Source organism: Enterococcus durans (genome assembly GCF_002277935.1).
Lineage (GTDB): Bacteria > Bacillota > Bacilli > Lactobacillales > Enterococcaceae > Enterococcus_B > Enterococcus_B durans.
The window spans coordinates 2,617,996-2,637,188 of record NZ_CP022930.1 but is presented as its reverse complement, the minus strand read 5'-3'; the positions used below and the strand labels follow the sequence as shown (position 1 = coordinate 2,637,188).

Annotated in this window: 16 protein-coding genes; 15 read left to right on the top strand and 1 reads right to left on the bottom strand. The window is 34.9% G+C overall.

The window, feature by feature from the left end; all coding sequences use genetic code 11:
* Positions 1–3 precede the first annotated feature (3 nt).
* From CJZ72_RS12560 to CJZ72_RS12535, 6 genes are all read left to right on the top strand, one after another.
* Positions 4–2,127 (top strand): FUSC family protein, encoded by a 2,124-nt coding sequence (locus CJZ72_RS12560; RefSeq protein ID WP_095443913.1) that lies wholly within the window; start codon positions 4–6, stop codon positions 2,125–2,127.
* Positions 2,124–3,128 (top strand): bifunctional lytic transglycosylase/C40 family peptidase, encoded by a 1,005-nt coding sequence (locus tag CJZ72_RS12555; RefSeq protein WP_095443912.1) that lies wholly within the window; start codon positions 2,124–2,126, stop codon positions 3,126–3,128. The genes CJZ72_RS12560 and CJZ72_RS12555 overlap by 4 nt, the downstream gene beginning before the upstream one ends.
* 18 nt (positions 3,129–3,146) lie before the next feature.
* Positions 3,147–4,079 (top strand): conjugal transfer protein, encoded by a 933-nt coding sequence (locus CJZ72_RS12550; RefSeq protein ID WP_095443911.1) that lies wholly within the window; start codon positions 3,147–3,149, stop codon positions 4,077–4,079.
* Positions 4,080–4,392: 313 nt separating this feature from the next.
* A complete protein-coding gene (locus CJZ72_RS12545) occupies positions 4,393–5,595 on the top strand; it encodes a phosphoenolpyruvate hydrolase family protein (RefSeq protein WP_232509749.1) in 1,203 nt (400 codons plus the stop codon).
* Between the two features lie 99 nt (positions 5,596–5,694).
* Entirely contained in the window at positions 5,695–6,924 is a 1,230-nt protein-coding gene (locus tag CJZ72_RS12540) for a Tm-1-like ATP-binding domain-containing protein (protein WP_095443909.1), read from the top strand.
* Positions 6,917–7,747 carry a phosphoenolpyruvate hydrolase family protein gene (locus CJZ72_RS12535; RefSeq protein ID WP_095443908.1) on the top strand — a complete coding sequence of 277 codons (831 nt, stop codon included), beginning with the start codon at positions 6,917–6,919 and terminating at the stop codon, positions 7,745–7,747. Before CJZ72_RS12540 ends, CJZ72_RS12535 begins: the two co-directional genes overlap by 8 nt.
* 278 nt (positions 7,748–8,025) lie before the next feature.
* Here CJZ72_RS12535 and CJZ72_RS12530 read toward each other — a convergent pair whose 3' ends face one another.
* Complete coding sequence (locus CJZ72_RS12530) at positions 8,026–9,552, bottom strand: helix-turn-helix domain-containing protein (RefSeq protein ID WP_095443907.1); 1,527 nt, start codon at positions 9,550–9,552, stop codon at positions 8,026–8,028.
* A 161-nt stretch (positions 9,553–9,713) separates the two neighbouring features.
* Between CJZ72_RS12530 and CJZ72_RS12525 the strand changes: the two genes are divergently transcribed.
* The 9 genes from CJZ72_RS12525 to CJZ72_RS12480 all read left to right on the top strand — a co-directional run bounded on the left by CJZ72_RS12525 (position 9,714) and on the right by CJZ72_RS12480 (position 19,185).
* Entirely contained in the window at positions 9,714–10,232 is a 519-nt protein-coding gene (locus CJZ72_RS12525; RefSeq protein WP_095443906.1) for a hypothetical protein, read from the top strand.
* 41 nt (positions 10,233–10,273) lie between these two features.
* A complete protein-coding gene (locus CJZ72_RS12520; protein ID WP_095443905.1) occupies positions 10,274–10,924 on the top strand; it encodes a hypothetical protein in 651 nt (216 codons plus the stop codon).
* A gap of 8 nt (positions 10,925–10,932) precedes the next feature.
* Complete coding sequence (locus CJZ72_RS12515) at positions 10,933–11,241, top strand: hypothetical protein (protein ID WP_095443904.1); 309 nt, start codon at positions 10,933–10,935, stop codon at positions 11,239–11,241.
* Positions 11,228–13,360, top strand: coding sequence for a hypothetical protein (locus tag CJZ72_RS12510; protein ID WP_095443903.1), 2,133 nt, complete (start codon positions 11,228–11,230; stop codon positions 13,358–13,360). The genes CJZ72_RS12515 and CJZ72_RS12510 overlap by 14 nt, the downstream gene beginning before the upstream one ends.
* A gap of 69 nt (positions 13,361–13,429) precedes the next feature.
* Positions 13,430–14,194 carry an AP2/ERF family transcription factor gene (locus CJZ72_RS12505; RefSeq protein ID WP_075492083.1) on the top strand — a complete coding sequence of 255 codons (765 nt, stop codon included), beginning with the start codon at positions 13,430–13,432 and terminating at the stop codon, positions 14,192–14,194.
* A gap of 54 nt (positions 14,195–14,248) precedes the next feature.
* Positions 14,249–14,710 carry a hypothetical protein gene (locus tag CJZ72_RS12500; protein ID WP_095443902.1) on the top strand — a complete coding sequence of 154 codons (462 nt, stop codon included), beginning with the start codon at positions 14,249–14,251 and terminating at the stop codon, positions 14,708–14,710.
* A 52-nt stretch (positions 14,711–14,762) separates the two neighbouring features.
* The gene (locus CJZ72_RS12495) at positions 14,763–15,170 is read left to right on the top strand and encodes a sigma-70 family RNA polymerase sigma factor (protein ID WP_095444051.1); all 408 of its coding nucleotides are present in this window, start codon (positions 14,763–14,765) and stop codon (positions 15,168–15,170) included.
* An 80-nt stretch (positions 15,171–15,250) separates the two neighbouring features.
* Positions 15,251–15,442 (top strand): helix-turn-helix domain-containing protein, encoded by a 192-nt coding sequence (locus CJZ72_RS12490; protein ID WP_095443901.1) that lies wholly within the window; start codon positions 15,251–15,253, stop codon positions 15,440–15,442.
* A 1,898-nt stretch (positions 15,443–17,340) separates the two neighbouring features.
* Positions 17,341–19,185 (top strand): DNA/RNA helicase domain-containing protein, encoded by a 1,845-nt coding sequence (locus CJZ72_RS12480; RefSeq protein WP_095443899.1) that lies wholly within the window; start codon positions 17,341–17,343, stop codon positions 19,183–19,185.
* The last annotated feature ends 8 nt before the right edge of the window (positions 19,186–19,193 follow it).

Sequence of the window (19,193 nt, the reverse complement as noted above, 5' to 3'; positions counted from 1 at the left end):
GAGATGAAAAAGAAACTTTTTTGGATTGTGGGAATTGTTTTTATTAGCATTGTCACTCTGACAGTTCTATTGGGTTTAATCGGTACGGTAGCTGAGGCGACAGGTCTGGTTGATGATACAGTGGAAGCCGGAAATCTATATTCCAAATATTCACTGAACAACTACCAACTAGATTTCTTTGTGGATAGCTCTTGGGACTGGCTGCCTTGGAATTGGGGTGATGGTCTAGGGAAGAGCGTGATGTATGGTCTTTATGCCATTACTAATTTTATTTGGACCGTTAGTTTATATTTGTCGAACGCCACGGGCTATGTAGTCCAAGAAGCTTACAAGTTAGATTTCATTTCGGATACAGCTGAAAGTATTGGAAAGAATATCCAAACCTTAGCCGGTATTACCGAAAATGGATTACAGACCTCGGGCTTCTACTTTGGGTTTCTATTATTGATGATTTTAGCCCTAGGAGTTTATGTGGCGTATACCGGATTATTAAGACGAGAAACTACAAAGGCTGTTCGAGCCGTGATTAATTTTGTGATGATTTTTCTACTTTCAGGTTCGTTCATTGCGTATGCGCCCACCTATATCACAAAAATCAATGACTTTAGTTCAGATGTTAGCGAAGCGGCTCTTAGCCTTGGGACAGAGATCGTTGTACCTAATTCAGAAAGCCAAGGAAAAGATAGTGTGGATTTGATTCGGGATAGTTTGTTTTCCATTCAAGTCCAACAACCTTGGTTACTATTACAATTCGATGATTCCAATATAGGAGAAATTGGCGAAGGCCGAGTCAATAAGATACTATCCGTGAGTCCGGATGAAAACAAAGGCAAGGATCGGGAAGAAGCGGTCAAGGCAGAGATTGAAGACAATGACAACGCGAATTTAAGTATTACCAAGACCATGAACCGCTTAGGAACCGTGGTCTTTTTGGTGTTGTTCAATATCGGGATTTCCTTCTTTGTTTTTCTTTTAACAGGGATTATGTTGTTCTCGCAAATTCTCTTTATAATCTTTGCGATGTTTTTGCCGATTAGTTTCTTATTGTCGATGTTGCCGACTTATGAAAGTTTGGGCAAGAAGGCGATTATTCGCTTATTCAACACGATTATGATGCGAGCGGGTGTCACCTTAGTGATTACGACTGCATTTAGCATATCCACGATGTTTTTCAATATTTCGGCAACCTATCCCTTCTTCATGGTAGCTTTTCTACAAATTGTGACCTTTGCCGGTATCTATTTCAAATTGGGCGACATTATGAGCATGTTCAACCTTCAAAGTAATGATAGCCAATCAATGGGAAGACGGGTTATGCGAAAACCGCAAATGTTAATGAACCGAAAGCTACGGCAACTTAATCGAAATGTGGGACGTACTTTGGCTTTTGGTGGTGGTGCAGCAGTCGGAAATAAGTTGGCAAAGGAACAATCAAAATCCAAATTTAATCCATCCGGTTCTTCTCTACGAAAGAATTCACGATTATCTAACAATCACGAGACACCGTCTGACTTGAATAAGGAAAAGCCAACTTCAAATAATAAGAAACAATCTCGAATGAATTTGGCCGGGAGAAAAATCGGCAAAGTACTGGATACCCAAGCTTTGGTGAAAGATAAGACCAAACAAGTAAAGGATCAGGTACGAAATACACCAACTAGCTTGAAATACAACCTCCATAAAGGGATCGAAAAGACGAAAAAAGCACCAGAAGAGTTCAAGCGTGGACTGGTCCAAGAAAAAGCGGATCGAGCGGAGTTACGAGAAAAACAACGACAACGTAGAGATGAAAAAATGGCTGAAAAGTACAAAGCATTGAACGAAACAGGGAATCGTCATGGAAAAAGAAGGGAAAATGTTCCGATAAAAACAGAGCTCCAACCTCAGAAAGATAGGCCGCCGAAAAAAGAAACACCAAAGCGGATTGTGAGAGTAAATTCGAATCCCGAAATCAAACGAAAACTCGCTAGTCAAGAAATCATTTCAAAAGGAATAAACCAACCGTCAGGTAAGAAAAATTCTTTCCAACAAGTGAAACAGCGGTCTACTCTTACAAAGATGACCAATCAAAAGCTACAAATAAGAATGAATTCTCGCTCAAAGCCAAGGTCGGGTGAGAAAAAATGAACTTGAAGAAATTGAGTATTATTTCGTTAACTTTCCTGACTATTTCATTTATGGGTATCTTGATGTGTGTGGGTTTGTTGTTTGGTGAAGACAGTGAAGGAAGTGATAGTTCTGGCACTTCTCCTGGCGGAATTAGTGTTTCAGAAGAAGTTTTGAAACACCGTGCAATGGTGGAAAAGTATGCCAAAGAATCAAACATCTCAGAATATGTCCCGATTCTTTTGGCGATTATTCAAGTGGAATCTAGCGGCACAATTGAAGATGTTATGCAGAGTTCTGAGTCAGCCGGGTTGCCACCGAATTCATTAAGTACCGAGGCATCCATCAAACAAGGGTGTCTCTATTTTGCTTCCTTGGTTAAGCGTTCCAAAGAATTAGGTTGTAATCAGGACAGCATTATTCAGGCTTATAACTATGGTGGCGGGTATCTGGATTATGTCGCGAAAAACGGGAAGAAGCATAGTTTTGCTTTAGCGGAATCTTTTTCAAAGGAAAAATCGGGTGGTCAGAAAGTTGATTACCCCAATCCTATCGCAATTAAAGAAAATGGTGGGTGGCGCTATAACTATGGCAATATGTTTTATTGCTTATTAGTGAAGCAATATCTGACCACGACACAGTTTGATGATAAAACGGTGCAAGGAATTTTTGACGAGGCGTTTAAGTATGAAGGTACTGCCTATGTATTTGGTGGCTCAAGTCCAGAAACGGGATTTGACTGTAGTGGCTTGACCCAATGGTATTATGCCAAAGTTGGCCTGAAACTTCCTCGGGTGGCTCAGGATCAGTATGATGTCATGACTCATATTGATTTGAAAGATGCCAAACCAGGTGATTTGATTTTCTTTCATTCGACTTATGATGCCGGTACTTATGTGACTCATGTGGGCATTTACGCAGGAGAGAATCGGATGTATCACGCAGGAGACCCGGTGGGATGGAGGAATCTAACGGAAAGCTATTGGCAGCAGCATCTTATCGGAGCTGGACGGTACAAATAAGAGAAAAGAGGAAAAATAATGAAGATAAAAATTGAACGGAATCAAAAGGAAAAGATTCAAAAAAAGAAGAAAGAACGAATCTTTTCAGTGGGCAAGCATCGAAAAATGGTACTTGCTCTTTGGCTTTTGTTGACTTGTAGCCTTGTTTTTGGCATCTACAAAAATTTCACTGCTATTGATCAACACACGACTCATGAAAAAATAGTTGTACAAGAGAAGGTAGTGAATACTTCTGGCGTTGAAAGTTTTACGAAGGATTTTGCGAGAGAATATTTTTCATGGAAGAATAACAAAGAAGTAATTGAAAAGAGGATGAGTACTCTTGGACAATACCTCACAGAAGAAGGTCTCGCTTTGAGCAAAGATATGGTCCGGGCAGATATTCCCACTAGTTCCGAAGTTCAAGAAGTAAAAATTCTAGATGTAGAAAAACATTCAGAAGAATTTGTCGTTTCATTTTTAGTGGATCAAAAGGTAGTAGAGGGGAAAAAAACGCAATCAATTTCTTCTGCATACCGTGTGATGATTTTTGAAGATGAAAAAGGGAATCATATTGTGACGAGTTTGCCTACCATGATTGCAAAACCAGATAAGGCAAAATATGAAGTAAAACAGGTAGAAAATGATTCAGAAATTGATGCCAAAACAACAGAAGAAATTACTGAATTTCTAGAGACATTTTTCAAGATTTATCCGACCGCATCAGAAAATGAACTCGATTATTACGTAAAATCTGATGCAATGCAACCAATCAACTCTAACTTAAAATTTGTGGAAATATTTAACACCGTTTTTCAAGGAATTGGCGAAGATATTCAAGTCAATGTTGATGTGAAATACTGCGATGTTTTTTCAAAAGCAATTAATTATTTTCAATATAGATTGAAAATACAAAAATACGGAACCTGGATGATTATTGAATCAAAAAAAAGATTTGTAACTAAGAGGTGACTAACCTAGTTTTTTGAGCATTGTAAATTAGTCATGGGAAACCGTATCGTAAATGATGCGGTTCCTTGTAATTTATATTTCATATATCAGAATCGATATAGTTTTTTAGAAATGAAATGATGAGGTAATAATTCAGATAGTGTGGCTAAGACTCATATACAAGTAATTTTGAACGAATATAGTTTTGTAAAAAAACTGTGGAAGGTATTGATTACGCTTGGATACAGGTCTTCTTGTAAGTCTTTTTTCAATCGTTGAGATATTTTACTATTGAAGTATACTGGAGTGGCAGAAAGAAACTTTTTATGAAAGTGTGGTTGGTACAATGAAAAGAGAAGTCATTTTAAGCAAATTAAAAAGGCAGATTTATGGTGGCAAGTTTCTTTTAGGTATTGCTACGGCAACTGGGATGAGTGCAGTTAACGCTAAACAAGGTGGAGCAGATTTAATACTAGCCTTAAATTCGGGCAAATTCAGACAAATGGGGAGGAGTTCACTGGGAGGTTATTTACCATTTGCTAACAGTAATGATCTAGTAAAGGAATTTTCTACAAAAGAATTGTTGCCTGTGTTGGATGATTTCCCTGTATTATTTGGAGTAAATGCAACGGATCCCTTAATAAAATCAGATGAATTGATTCGTTATATCAAAGAATACAATTTTGCAGGGGTTGTAAATTATCCGACGGTTAGTTTGATTGATGGCAAGTTTAGAGAGGCTCTAGAAGAAGAGAAAATTACCTTTTTTCAAGAGGTAGAGTTTATAGAGCTTGCCAAAAATAATGGGTTATTTACTATGGGGTTTGTAACAAATAAGAAGGAAGCTGAACAAATGGATAAGGTTGGACCAGATATTGTGTGTATACACTTAGGTCTTACTGAAGGAGGAAATTTAGGTGCAAAAAAAATGCACTCCTTTGAAAATATGCTCAGTACTATTCAAGAAATTTGTGCAAAGTTGATTGAGCGGAAATCGAAGAGCATCATCATGGTTTACGGCGGTCCAATAAATGACTTAACAGAAGTGCGCTACATTTATAATAAATTTCCTGAAATAAAGGGATATATTGGTGGATCAACCTTTGAAAGAATTAATTCAGAACAAATCCTTTCTTCTCAGATTAAATCATTCAAAGATGCTACGCACACACAACACGATAACTTAACTATCCAGATTTTAGAAGGTATTGAAGAATATTATGATTATGTTGACTTTGTAAAAAAATACATAAGTGAAAATTATTCGACAACCATTTATATTAGTGATTTAGCAGATTTTACCAATTTATCTTCAAGCTATCTAAGTGATCTTTTTAAACGAAAAGTAGGTGTAAGTTTTACTGAGTACCTAATCAAGTTTCGGCTAAATAAGGCTATTGAATTAATGAACTCAACGAACTTAAGATTGGTAGAAATTGCAAGTAGCGTCGGTTATTCTGATTACGCACAATTTAATAAGATTTTCAAAAAATATATGAAACAATCACCAAAAAAGTACAGAGAATCTAATATATAAACTATTTCATCACGATGTGAAACGTTTTCAATCGGTCCTGATATACCTATAATCAACTTGTAAGCAGTTAACTGTGACTAAATAAGGAGGTAAAAACGATTGAAAACTGTTGCCTTAGTAGGAACTTTTGATTCAAAAGGGACAGAGTACCAGTACATTAAACAGCTTTTAGAAAAACTTGATTTGAATGTATTTACCATTCATACAGGGGTATTTGAACCATTTTTTATTCCAGATGTTGATGTTTCTGAAATTGCTGCCGAGGTTCAAGAAAATATTGAGACAATCCGTAAGCGCAATGATCGAGCTTATGCTACGGATGTTTTGTCTAAAGGGTTAGAACAGTTGCTTCCTAAATTATTTAAAAAAGGGCTTTTTGATGGGGTTCTATCCTTTGGGGGAACTGGCGGGACTTCGCTTGTGGCACCTGGCATGAGAAAATTACCGATTGGTATTCCCAAAATGATTGTTTCAACAGTCGCTTCAGGAGATACTAGTGTTTATGTTGGGACCAGTGACATCATCATGATGCCTTCAATTGTAGATGTATCAGGATTAAATAAGATATCAAAACGAATTTTTGGGAATGCTGTTTCAGCGATAGCTGGATTGCTAAATTATCGTATTGAAAATGAAGTGGATGAACATCCTCTAGTGGCCGCTACTATGTTTGGTGTGACAACGCCTGCTGTAAATTTTGCTCGAGAATATCTTGAGCAAAATGGTTACGAAGTATTGGTATTTCATGCAACTGGGATTGGCGGTCAGACCATGGAATCTCTAGTTTCGGATGGGTATTTTGCAGGAGTACTTGATTTGACGACGACTGAATGGGCTGACGAGTTGGTCGGTGGAGTTTTAAAGGCAGGTGAAAATAGGTTAGAAGCTGCAGCTTTAGCAAAAGTTCCTCAAGTTGTATCTTTAGGTGCAATGGATATGGTAAATTTTGGACCATTTGATACAGTTCCAGAGAAGTTCAAAAATAGGAACTTCTATAAGCATAACCCAACAGTAACTCTGATGAGAACTTCTGTTGAAGAAAGTCGAGAATTGGGCAAAATCGTAGCAAAAAAATTGAATATGGCACAGATAGAGACAGTACTGCTTATACCAAACGGTGGTTTTTCTTCTATTGATGTTGTAGATGGCCCATTCTATTATCCAGAAGCTGATAAAGCGCTAATTGAATCAATTAAGGAAAATCTTGACAATGACAATGTAAGGATAATTGAAAAAGAACAAGCAATAAATAATAAGGAATTTGCAGAACTTTCTGCGCAACAATTAATTAATTTAATGAATAAAGAAGGAGACATAATCAATGAATAGTCAAACACGAAAAGAAGTCATTACGAATTTTAAAGAGAAAGTTAATAAGGGAGAGATTCTTGTTGGCGTAGGCGCTGGAACAGGGATTACTGCAAAAAGTAGTGAAGCTGGCGGAGCTGATATGTTGATTGTTTACAACTCTGGTCGTTACAGAATGGCAGGGAGAGGTTCATTAGCAGGCCTTCTTTCCTATGGAGATGCAAATCAAATTGTTGTTGAGATGGGACAAGAAGTTTTGCCTGTTGTGAATGAAACACCTGTATTGGCCGGTGTTTGCGGAACGGATCCTTTCCGAGTAATGGAGATCTATTTGAAGCAGTTGAAAGAACAAGGATTTAATGGAGTTCAAAATTTTCCTACAGTTGGTTTAATCGATGGTGTATTTAGACAAAACTTGGAAGAAACTGGGATGGGGTACGATTTAGAAGTTGATATGATTAAAAAAGCACATGAATTAGACATGTTAACAACACCGTATGTCTTTGATCCTGAACAAGCCCGAAAAATGGCAGAAGCTGGAGCGGATATTCTAGTTGCACATATGGGATTAACCACTAAAGGTACAATTGGTGCCAAAACAGCATTGACCCTTGACGATTGTGTAGAAAAAATTAAAGCAATTATTGATGCCGGTAGAAAAGTGAACCCTGAAATCATGGTAATTTGCCATGGTGGTCCAATTGCTGAACCCGAAGATGCTAAATATATTATTGAAAAAACAAAGGGAATTGATGGTTTCTTTGGTGCTTCCAGTATTGAGCGCTTTGCAGCTGAAAAAGGTATCAGAGAACAAACAGCTGCATTTAAAAAGATTAAGAATTAATAGAGTTTGTTTTTTTATATCAAAATCGTTAATAAAAATTTTCTTGGTTTTTCTAATTGGGACATCTAATGAAATTTGTTTCTAACATATATTGACGATTTTGTAAGAAATCAGTATATATAACATACTAGATACTTTTTTTGAAAAATATAGTTAAGTTGTTTATAGTTTTAAGCAAAGACTAACTTCAAGAGATAGAGAAAAGATAGTATGAGGTTTTTATGTGAACTGATGAAACAAAACTACAGTCCAGCACTCTTTTGAGTGCTGGACTTATTTTAATACTTATAAATACTATTCTGTTTTTGTACTATGGACAGATCAAAATCTTGCTTATTATTCACGATTTCATTGTAGACAGTGAGTATGTTCTCAAAATCTTTTGGAGTAGGATTTGAATGAATAGATACTACGGTACATTCTGGTACGAACAGTGATGGAAGATTGGTTATCAAAAGATCGTACTTACACATTCTTTCTCTAACTGAGGTAAGGCTAGTAGCATCAATCAAATCCACATTCACTCGTGTTTTTAAATGATACATAATATCTTCTTTTAAAAAAAAACAGTGCTCATAGCTTGTATTGAAAAAGAGTCCAGTTTTAATAGTTGGCGATTTTTGTTCCAATTGATCAGATAATGAGTCCCATGAAGTGACTATCATAAATAATAGTCGATTAATAACAGAATCATCTGTATAAATTGGTAAATCTCTATTTAAAAAATAACGAGATATAATTTCTTTAATCCTTTGTGTGAATTCTACGTAATAATTATTGAGATTGATAAAAAACTCTTCATTAGGATTATAAAGAATTTTTGTAGGTCCCCAAATATAAGTGGTTGCGTTGTATAGACAAAGCATAAGTTCTTCTTTATTAGATAGGATTAGATTTTCCTTTTCAACAATTGAATTTAATGTATTTTCTATCGTAACACGAAGATGATTAATTTTTGGATTTAAGGAGCATTTTTGATTTAAATCTGTCATTGACCATGCATATTTGTCATTAAAAAATATATAAAATAATCGATATATGCTCTTTGAGCTTATCTCAGTGTGATAGTGTTGAAAAAGTTTTTGAGTTAACTCTTCTGAAAAAGTAAAACCATGTTTTTGATCATTTCGTGATTGGCTTGGAAGTAAGTGACCTCTGCGAATGCGTATAAAATTAATAAATAACATAGTTCTAAATTTATTTACATAAGAATAGGATTGGCGTGCAGGTGTTTGTAAAAATGGGTAGCGATCCATAAACTCGTGCATGACCTCATCCATTAATTCAACATCGCTCTCAGCAAGTACTTTTTCAATGAGTCCATATTTTTCGATTAAATAGCAAAAATAGAACCAGCAGATTTTTCTCTCATCACCGATTATGTCCATATAAGTGCAGTCAATGTGAAAGTCGAAGGGAGCTAAAAGTTCATTGATTGTTCCTATCTTTCTTTTTAATGTAGAAATGCTGAGGAAAAGATGATCAGCCAGAGAGGTCAAATTGGTATGTCTACTTAAAAAGATTTCTTCAAGTATGGAGAATCTTGCAGACTGATTGTAAAGTGCAGAAAAAATAAAAAAAGGATTTTGATCAGGCATGAGAATTAGACGTACACCTAGTTGCTTACTACTTTCCAGTTTTGCTGGGCTGATGTATCGGTTGATATCCCCAATGCTTTTACGAACTGTACTTTCAGAGATTTGGGTAAATTTCGAAATGGTACTAATTTTTTCCCAGTCTCTATAAATGAGAAATTTAATGATTTGATAGTGCCGTTGTAAGTTTTTTTCTAATAATGTTTCCATATGGAGCCTCCAATAGTTAACGAACGTTAGATTAAAAATGAACTTTCTCAATGAGAAGTATTGTTCTATAGTTATCACCGTTGTTGGAAACATAGGTAAGCTGACAAGCTACAATTATTATAACAACATTAGAGTAAGAAAAACAATGGAAGGTAAGGAGAATGGAAAGAAAAAAACGATCAAGAATTATTATCCTTTTAATTTTGTTGATAGCTCTGTTAGTGGGAAGTGTGTACTACTATTTTTTAACTCATCAAACTGCACCAAATGTAGTTGCTGGCGAAACTGATGGGAAATCAGGTGAGTTTGTTAAGGAGATGAGCGAAAAAGAATTTGAAGAGCTTCTTCAAGCGAAGGCTGATAAAAGCGAAGTACGTTTGAAAATGAATTCTGATATGGTCTTTGAATCTTCATCAGAGGTTGGCGAGGTCAGTATATTAAATCCGGCAAGTAATCAATATGCCATACGCGTTCAGACTACAATTGATGGAGAGAATAAAGTTGTTTATGATTCAGGTCTCATTAAGCCAAAACAATATGTATCCCAAGGTAAATTAAGCACTACCATCAAAAAAGGTGTTTATAAAACACGAAATTTAGTCACCTATTATGAGAACGATAAGGCACAAAAAAAGGTTGGAGAAACCCTAGTAGTAGGGCAATTATCTGTGAATAACTAGAATATCTAGTTATAAATAATAGAAACAATGGAGGAACAAAAATGAAAAAAACACAATTTGTAGCACTTTTCGGTGTAGTCGCGTTTGGAGGAGCAGCATTATTAGGCCCGTCAGCTGCGTTTGCCTATGAAGATGGTCAACCAGATCCGAATACTCAACCACAAGAAGTCAAAAAACAAGATTCTGCTACTATTCCGGCAGAAGGAACATTTAAAGAATTTGATCCAACAGATCCAACAGACCCGACTCAGCCAGATCCAGATCCAACAGATCCTGCATGGGTTGATGTAAAAATTCCAACAAAAATCTTATTTGGTCAAACGGATGTAAGTACAGGTATTATTTCTCCACTTTATGAAATTGAAAATCTTTCCTCAAAAGGAGTTAAGATTTCTGTTAATGCTTTTAAGGATAGTGGTACACCGGGAGGATCTGGGAGTCAAACGGATGCTGAAAAAATTAGTGATAAGTTGACTTTGAACTTAACCAATAAAACTGCAAACAAAGACATCGCTTTGCACACGACAGACCCACAAAATCCTGCTCAATTCCCGGCGGAAATTGGCACTTTGAATCCAACTGGAGACAAGCTTGAATTTAAATTAAGTGGTGGGGTAGCAACAGGTTTTAATTTTGAAAAAAATGCTTTAAATCCACAATATGATTTAGTTCTTAAGTTTGAAGTTCAATAGGAATTGATATGAAAAAATACTATGGTTTTATATTGCTATCGTTAGTAGTCCTTCTAACTTTTATCTGTCCAATCGAGACCTTCGCTGAGTCATCAAGTATTCAGTTTAATCATATTCCGATTGAAGGAATCATTGGCAAAGGAAACGACCAACATTCTAATGTAATTGATGAAAACCAAAATGATAAGATGGATAAATTACCACAATTAGGCAATGAAGGAGATAATAGTAAATTTCTCTCCTTCATTGGAGTGGTCCTTATGCTTATCGCTTTAGAGCTGAGGTTTCTATTGGGAGGCGCTTATGAAAAAAAGTAGCTTTTCTTTGATTATGGCTTTCGTTTGCATTATTGGAAGTTTGTCATTTCCCACATATAGCTTTGCAAGTGATTCTGGTGATACTGCTAGAGACGTAGCGCAAGATGCAACACAGAAAGAATGGAATGACATGAAAGTCTATTTTGAGCAAACTGTGCTTCCAGCTGATGAGGGTTATACTCGAGGATACCAAACATCTACTGATTTTGAATTTTATTGTAATGATTGGCATAAAAATGAGTATGCATATACTGGACCAGCTAAAAGAATTATCAAAAGCATGACTAGTAGTGATCCAAATACTGTGAGTATTAGCTATAATTCAAATAATATTCAATTAAAAAGAGGAAGTGGCTCCTCACCTAAGGTAACAATAAATATTGAATATCAACTAGATTGGTCTTTTCACGTTAAAGAGAATGTGGCTGGAGTTTGGTGGACAGTAAATGATCGCTTTGGTCCAAGCGGGACAATAATAAAGGATTCTTTTACAGTGAATGTAGCACAAAAACATCTTACAGTAATTCCAAAACAGACAAATAAAATCCAATTAAATCTGTTCGATATCAAGGTAGACGATCCTTTAAGCTTCGTGGATTATAGTGGAAACACAGGTGAAGTATCTTATTACATGAAAGAGAAACCTGATGATACAAAAATAGGGGAAACTAGTGGGAAATTTATTTTTTTTGACGATAGCCATACAGTACCTGTTGATATTCCCTTTACTGTTATTGATACCACTCCTCCAACGGGACAGTTGATTAATCCAATTTTCTTGGAATTGGGCACGAATGCTGAAATCAGAGACTTTCTTGAATATGAGCCTTGGGATAATGACACAAAACCTGTTGCTATTTATTCAGATACTGATCCTAACAGTTTGGGCTTGGGAAATCATCCCTTTGAAATGAAGTTAACAGATAGTTCAGGTAATGCATCTTTATTGAAGTCAACAATTGGTGTACAGGATTCTACTCCACCACTAGTTAACACAAAGGAAAAAATCATTGAGTATGGATCAAAAGTAGATGCAAATGATTTTATTCGTTCAATTACTGATAATGATAAAACCGGAAAAATGAGAACTTCGTTTGATCCTTCAAAACCAGCTCCTGATGTAAAAAAGATTGGAAGCCAGGATGTTTTTCTTGTCGTGAGCGATCCGTCTGGAAACAGTACTAAAGCACAAGCAAAGCTAACCGTGAATCCTGATGCTATTGCACCTATCGGGGATGGTATTTTACAAATGGTGCCTGTTAACGGCAGTATATCAACTAACCCACTTGATGTAGTAAAAAATTTGCAAGATAACGATGATACTTCAAAAATAACGGCAAAATATGTAAAAATACCTGATACATCTAAAATTGGTTTAACGTATGCGAAAGTTGAATTATCTGATCAAAATGGGAATAAGTCAGAAGTGACTGTGCCTGTTTTTGTACATGATCATCATAGTATCTTTGATAATCAATATGTATTGAGTTCGCAAAATTTCACTGCCTATTCTAACCAAGTTCCTGCTTCAAAAATTGAAGAATGGATTTTGCAAGAAAGCCAATCTAAAGCGTGGGAACTATCAAGTGGAAATGAAATATCTAAGCAAATTAAAGTGATTAAGCATGATGTAAAGCCTCAGTTTGGCTCCTATACTGCTACGATCCAACTTGGCAATCTTACGAAAGATATCACGATTAATATTTTAGATGCCAAAGATTTGATTGATGTTACTATCCCGCAAAAAGTAATTTTTGGATCAACAGATGTTCAAAACGGTAAGGTATCATCACCGAGTTACGAAGTGAAAAATAATTCAACTGCAAAGCTTAAAGTATCTCTAGCCAAAACGCAGGTGGATCCTAGTTCAACGATTGATGTCATTCGGGCTAGTGATGCCGAACCTGGTGGAAATGATGAAAAAGTAAAATTAAGTCTGAGCTCATTGGAAGATTTTCAGTTTCCGATGATTGAGTTGCATCCGTCAGTAGCAAATCAAGAATTGGGAATTTTAAATTCTCAAGCAGTTGGTGGATTTCAAATTAAAGGAGCATATTACGGAAAATATCAAAATACAAAATGTAACATCCAAATGACCTTCAAATTTGAAGTGATTTAGTAGAGATAACTAGGGTGGTCCCCTGGTTATCTCAGTACATAGATTTCATGAGTAATGAGGCGATGGGTTATGCAAAAAAGATATGGTCATCTGATTATTTTAGATGAATTAATTCAAAATGGCTATAAAAAGTATCACTGCCTTTGTGATTGTGGACAAGAAACAATTGTTTATCATTCCAATTTAGTCTCGGGTCGAACAAAAAGCTGCGGGTGTGGAAATGTTAAAAATCGGCATAGATATAAGGATTTATCTAATAAAAAATTTGGTGAACTAGTTGCCCTTACCCCAACAGAAGAACGTAGCGAAGGAACCGTTGTATGGAAATGCCTATGTTCGTGTGGAAATGAAATAATGGCATCGGCAAAACGATTGCAACGAGGAGAAATCCGGAGTTGTGGATGTCTTAAGGAAAAACAGTTTCACATTGAAACACAAATATTCGGTAACCTGACCGTCATTGAACCATTAAATAAGAAGTTAGATTGGAAAACAAAATGGAGATGTAAGTGTAGCTGCGGTCAATTATGTGAAGTTAGCTATGGCAACTTATCATCAGGTCACACAAAAAGTTGTGGTTGTTTGAAAAGAGTTGAAAGTAGAACTTGTGTAAAAGGAACAATTGTCGAATGTTTGAAAGCTAAATTGGCCAAAAACAATACTAGTGGCGTAAAAGGAGTTTATCGATGTAAGGGAATGTGGGTAGCTTATATTACTTTCCGTGGAAAGCGACACTATCTGGGTACGTATGACAATCTAAGTGAAGCAGCGCTGGCGAGAAAAAAAGCCGAAGATAAATATTTTTTGCCATTGTTAAAACAATTTTCGATTTAATGTCCAGTTTCGTGTTCCCTTTTTGTTTTTAGTAGTGAAAGGGGAAGAAAGAATATGGATATTCGTGATGAAAAATGTCGAGTGTACGAGCAACTGAGACTATTGATGGAGGAAAGAAGGGAGCTTTCAAAACAGTATTTTGATCTAAAAGAATACTTGATTCATTTAGAAGATAATCAAGACACGACAGATTCTGATAAAGCAATACATCGTGAACTGGAGCCGATGAATCTAGAAAATGAAAAGGAGCTCCAAGATTACTTTACTCAGCGAAAAGCAATCGACAACCATCATCGATCTTACAAAGATTACGGGTTTATTATTGCATCAATTTTGAAAGAGGCAGGAAAACCGTTATCCGCCAAGCAAATATATCATGAGTGGACAGAATCGTATGAAATTTTTCCTGATTATCGCAATTTTGTAAATAATATTCTTCCAAAAATTAATCGAGATGAATCAATCCCTGTTGAACGTGCTATGAGAGGATATTGGCAATATAGACTTAAAACCTAATTTGTCCGTATATCTTTTTCCTTTCGAATTTTCAAAGGAAGAAGTGACAGTGATGAATCAGAATTTTGATTTTGCAAATGATGATGCACAGATTATTAGCTATATTCAAAAAACAGTTCATAATACGGCAATTAATTATTTTGCTAAAAATAGCAGACTAAAAGTTACTGAATTTGTTCCTGGACAAAAGGCCCTAGATTATTTTATCGAGGAGCAAGCAATGTATCCACAAGAAACTGTTACGGTAGTATCTGAAAAATTTCCGCTAGATTTCTCTAATTTTGCCTTAGCCAATGAATTCCAAAAACTGTCTGATAAAGATCAATCTCTACTAATTCAAAAATATATTTTTGGATATTCAGACTATGAGATTTCTATTCAACTATCAATGACACGGCAAGGTGCAACAAAAAAGCGCCAACGTATTCTAGGAAAAATTCGAAAACATCTCCTTCCCTAATTTTAAAAAACTATATGATTCGTGCTCCTCCTGAAGCACTAGTTATTGAAAATCAGTGCTAAAAATGGAGGGTGTGTGAAATGAAGTCATTGGCAGAACTCGTTATTCTTGTTCAAAAGGATGATGAAGAGGCTTTTTCTCAAATTGTTAACAGTTTTAAACCCTTATTGGTTAAAGAATCTTGTCGTAATGGGAACTTTGATGAAGATTGCTATCAAGAGTGTATGATCAGATTATATTTAGCGCTAAAAAAATTTGATATTCCAGAATAATCACTTTTAAAGATAATCGTATAGTCAGTTTTTGTTAGCATTCCCGAAAGGTAGGCACAAAGCTATGGACCTACCTTTCTTTGATTTTGAATGATATTAAAAAAATTAGGGGAGGTTTGGTTATGCTTCTGTTTTTATTAGGTTTATTTATAGGATGTATGCTGGGAGCAATTATCATGAGTTGCTTAGCCGCGGGAAAAAATGACGATATAACTTCCGGAAGAGAGTAGACTTACAGGGATAAAAGTAAGGATGGCAGCTGCATGTTGCAGAGGTGGGGGTGAAAATGAAACGAAAACATATTGTGTTGACTTTGTTTGTATTATTTTTATTGGTAGTATATTTTCTTTTGACACCATTTTCTAAGGATGTTGTAAACATGGTGATAGTCATAATAGGAACCGTTTTGATACTTGTAACATTTTGCTATGTTGTGATTAAAAAAACAACTAAATAAGTAATGCTAGGATTTAGCATAATTAACTTTATTACATTCATTTATAGTGCTATTTAGTCGATTGATAATACTAACTTGTAAAGAATAGAATTTTAAAGTGAAAAAGAAAATTTGGAGGAAATATCTATGGAGCATAAAAGAAATAGTAAATTGAAATTCAAAAGACTTCAGCTTATATTCGTGTTATTGATGTTGATTGCATTGTCTCAAAGAAATTATCTTTTGGCCTTTTGCTGTGGAATTATGTCTACAATTTTTTATATTCTTCAAAACAAGTAGTAGCGGGAGCCTTACCTATTTACAAAAAATAACTGCTTTCAAAATGACAGGATGATGCTAATATTTTGGGGAGATTTTAGGTGATTAAATAAAAGGTATGCAGTGTTCTGTAGTTTTGGAGCTACAGTAATAATGTTTTATCTGCTTTTAGGAATTCTCACAAAGATATTTAGTGATTTTGTTTAGGAGAAAGGTGAGGAGAAATGTTAGAGACAGCTTCTAATGTAACAATTATCATATTTCCAATTTTAGTATGCATGTTTGTAGGTATTGATAGAAAAAAGTGGGGATCATGGAATAAAAATAAACGAATTTTTTTCTTCATAAGCTGGTTAGTTATAGCCGCTATTTTAATGAGCAATAATCTTTATATCTTTGTTTTAGTATCAATCATTTTATTTTTCACTGAGCTTTACTTGTGATTAGTTGTAGATTTATTGAACAACGTGTAAAGAAATTTTTTATGCCAATTAATAGAATGACCAGTATTGAATAACTTCATGAGATAGGATAAGCATTGTTAGCAATACTGACTATAGTAGACATTGCAGCTTCGTATGTGTTTAGTGGAGAGTATGAGCCTATATGGATTACTGATTAGAGTTGCCTGTTCTTCAAATATTGCATTAGTATTTAATATGTATTCTATATCAAACATTTTGAAAAATATTAGTTTTCATTTTTGATGAGGAAATTTTCAGAGTTATATTTTTTTCTTATAACCTTTTCAATATTAAGAGTGATAATTAAGGACCTCCAATTAAACTAGGAGCTAGTTTTACCAGCAATATTAATTATACTAACTATTTATTTTGGTAGGAACGCTGTTGGCTACATACTGCAGATAATAGATTATCTAAGATAAACGTAGATAATTCATAAAAAAGTTAACAACATTTTTCGCAAGTGTATGGAAGACAAGTTTGTGTTTGTCATAATAAATTAAAAAAAGGAGTAACGAAGTCGGTTTTGCTAGGTCAACGTTTCGTTTGTCCTTTTTTTATTTGTTCATTATGAAATTAAACTTTATGAATTTTAGAGGAGTATCATTCTACCTATATGATCCATCATATGTAAATATAATTCCATTGAGTTAATCTTTTCTGAAAGCGATATGAAGCGTATAATTAAGTATATATATTTTTAGAGAGGAGCAGTTTTGATGGGTTGCTTGCTTAATGGCGAAATATCGAAGTTAGCACGTTTATCTTGTGAAGATTTAGTAGAGAACATGCTTCAAGTCGATATTGATCATTCAATTCAAGAACAATTATCCTGGAAAAATTCCTTATACTTACTGATCCAACTTCTTAATGATCAAAGTTTTGGCAATTTGTGGCTAGCAGCTGAATATTCACTAACTGCAGATAGAAGAATTGACGCTATTATCTTTGGTTATTCTAGTCAGCAGCAACCTACTGCAATTATTGTTGAGTTAAAACAGTGGGAAAAACTTGCTCCTAATATCGAGAAACAAAAAACGAATGTAAATGTTTGTATCGGGAATAGAAATGAGTATAGGTTACATCCGATTTACCAGACAGTGAACTATACACGAGATTTAAAAGCCCATCATGAAATTGTTGCCAATAAGAAAATCGATTTATATGCAATTCAATATTTACATAATTTTATTGGAGACAAAAATGCCTTTTTCTCTGAAATGTATGAAGACTATCAAAAATTATCTGTCGGTTTTTTTGTTAAAGGGGAAGAGCGACTTTTAGTTAATCACCTAAAAAAACATTTCGATGTAACGATAAACGGAGAGCAAGTCGCTACAGAGTTTCTTGAGGGAAAATACATTATTGGGCAAGTTGGCTTTAACGGTTTGCGGAGTGTCCTCAATCAAAAAGATAATGCGATTATGTTGGCAGATCAAATTGAAATTTCAGCACAAATAAGCCAGTTATTTAAAAAATTCGCTCAAAACCATAGAAATACGGCAATTATTATAAGAGGTGCTGCGGGCACTGGAAAAACAATTATAGGTATTCACTTACTTTTTCTTGCTCAGCAACATGGTCTTAAAATCAATGATATGGTTTTTACTTTCGCTAAAAGTAGAATGTTACGAGAAGTAGTTAAAAATGAAGCAGGTTTGATGCAACATATTCCCTATTTGAATGGTATTGCGTTGAAGGACTATTCATTAGTTGTAGTTGACGAAGCGCATAGAGATACTGATATCAATAAGACTATTAAAAGTTTGTTTAGCTACAGTAAAAGACCCAAAATTGTAGTATTTCTACAAGATGATCATCAACGGGTTTTATTAGAGGAAGTCGGGACGCTTTCAAATTATCAAAAGGCACTATATAAGTTAGGAATTGAACCAGATATTTTCAATTTAATCGTTCAAAAGAGATCAGGAAATCAGGGTGATTATGTAAATAGAATTCATAAATTACTCTTTGATTGTAAAAAAGTAACCTCAAGCAATAATACCTTTGATATTGTGTTATCACACTCTTTGAAAGTAATCGATGAGCAATTATTAAAGATGAAAGAATTAGGTGAAACTGCAAAATGGTTTGCGCCGTATGATTGGCCTTGGAAATCTAAAAATAATCTTACTATTAGGAATGATATTGAGATTCGAGATAAAGATGGAACGAAATTTCAAAAACAGTGGAACCCCATGAGGAATCAGTACGATTGGTATAAAGATACTGATGAAATATCTTTTAATCAAGTTGGATCCGTCTATACAGCACAAGGATTGGATTATGATTACACGGGATTCATTTGGTATGACGATTTACGGTGGGATAAAAGCCTCAGCAAGTGGGTTTTTGATCTTGTAAAAGTTAAAGATCAAACTTTTGTTAAGCAGGTTGAACGTTTTTTAAGTTCGCATAATTACTCTGAAGCAGCTTGTGATGAAGTTTTGGAGATTTTTTTAAACCAATACTATGTCTTGTTAACAAGAGCAAGAAAAGGGATTTTCTTGTGGTTTAATGATAAGGATACCGAAGACTATGTTATGAGTGTTATAAAAAGATAGGTGGGTTC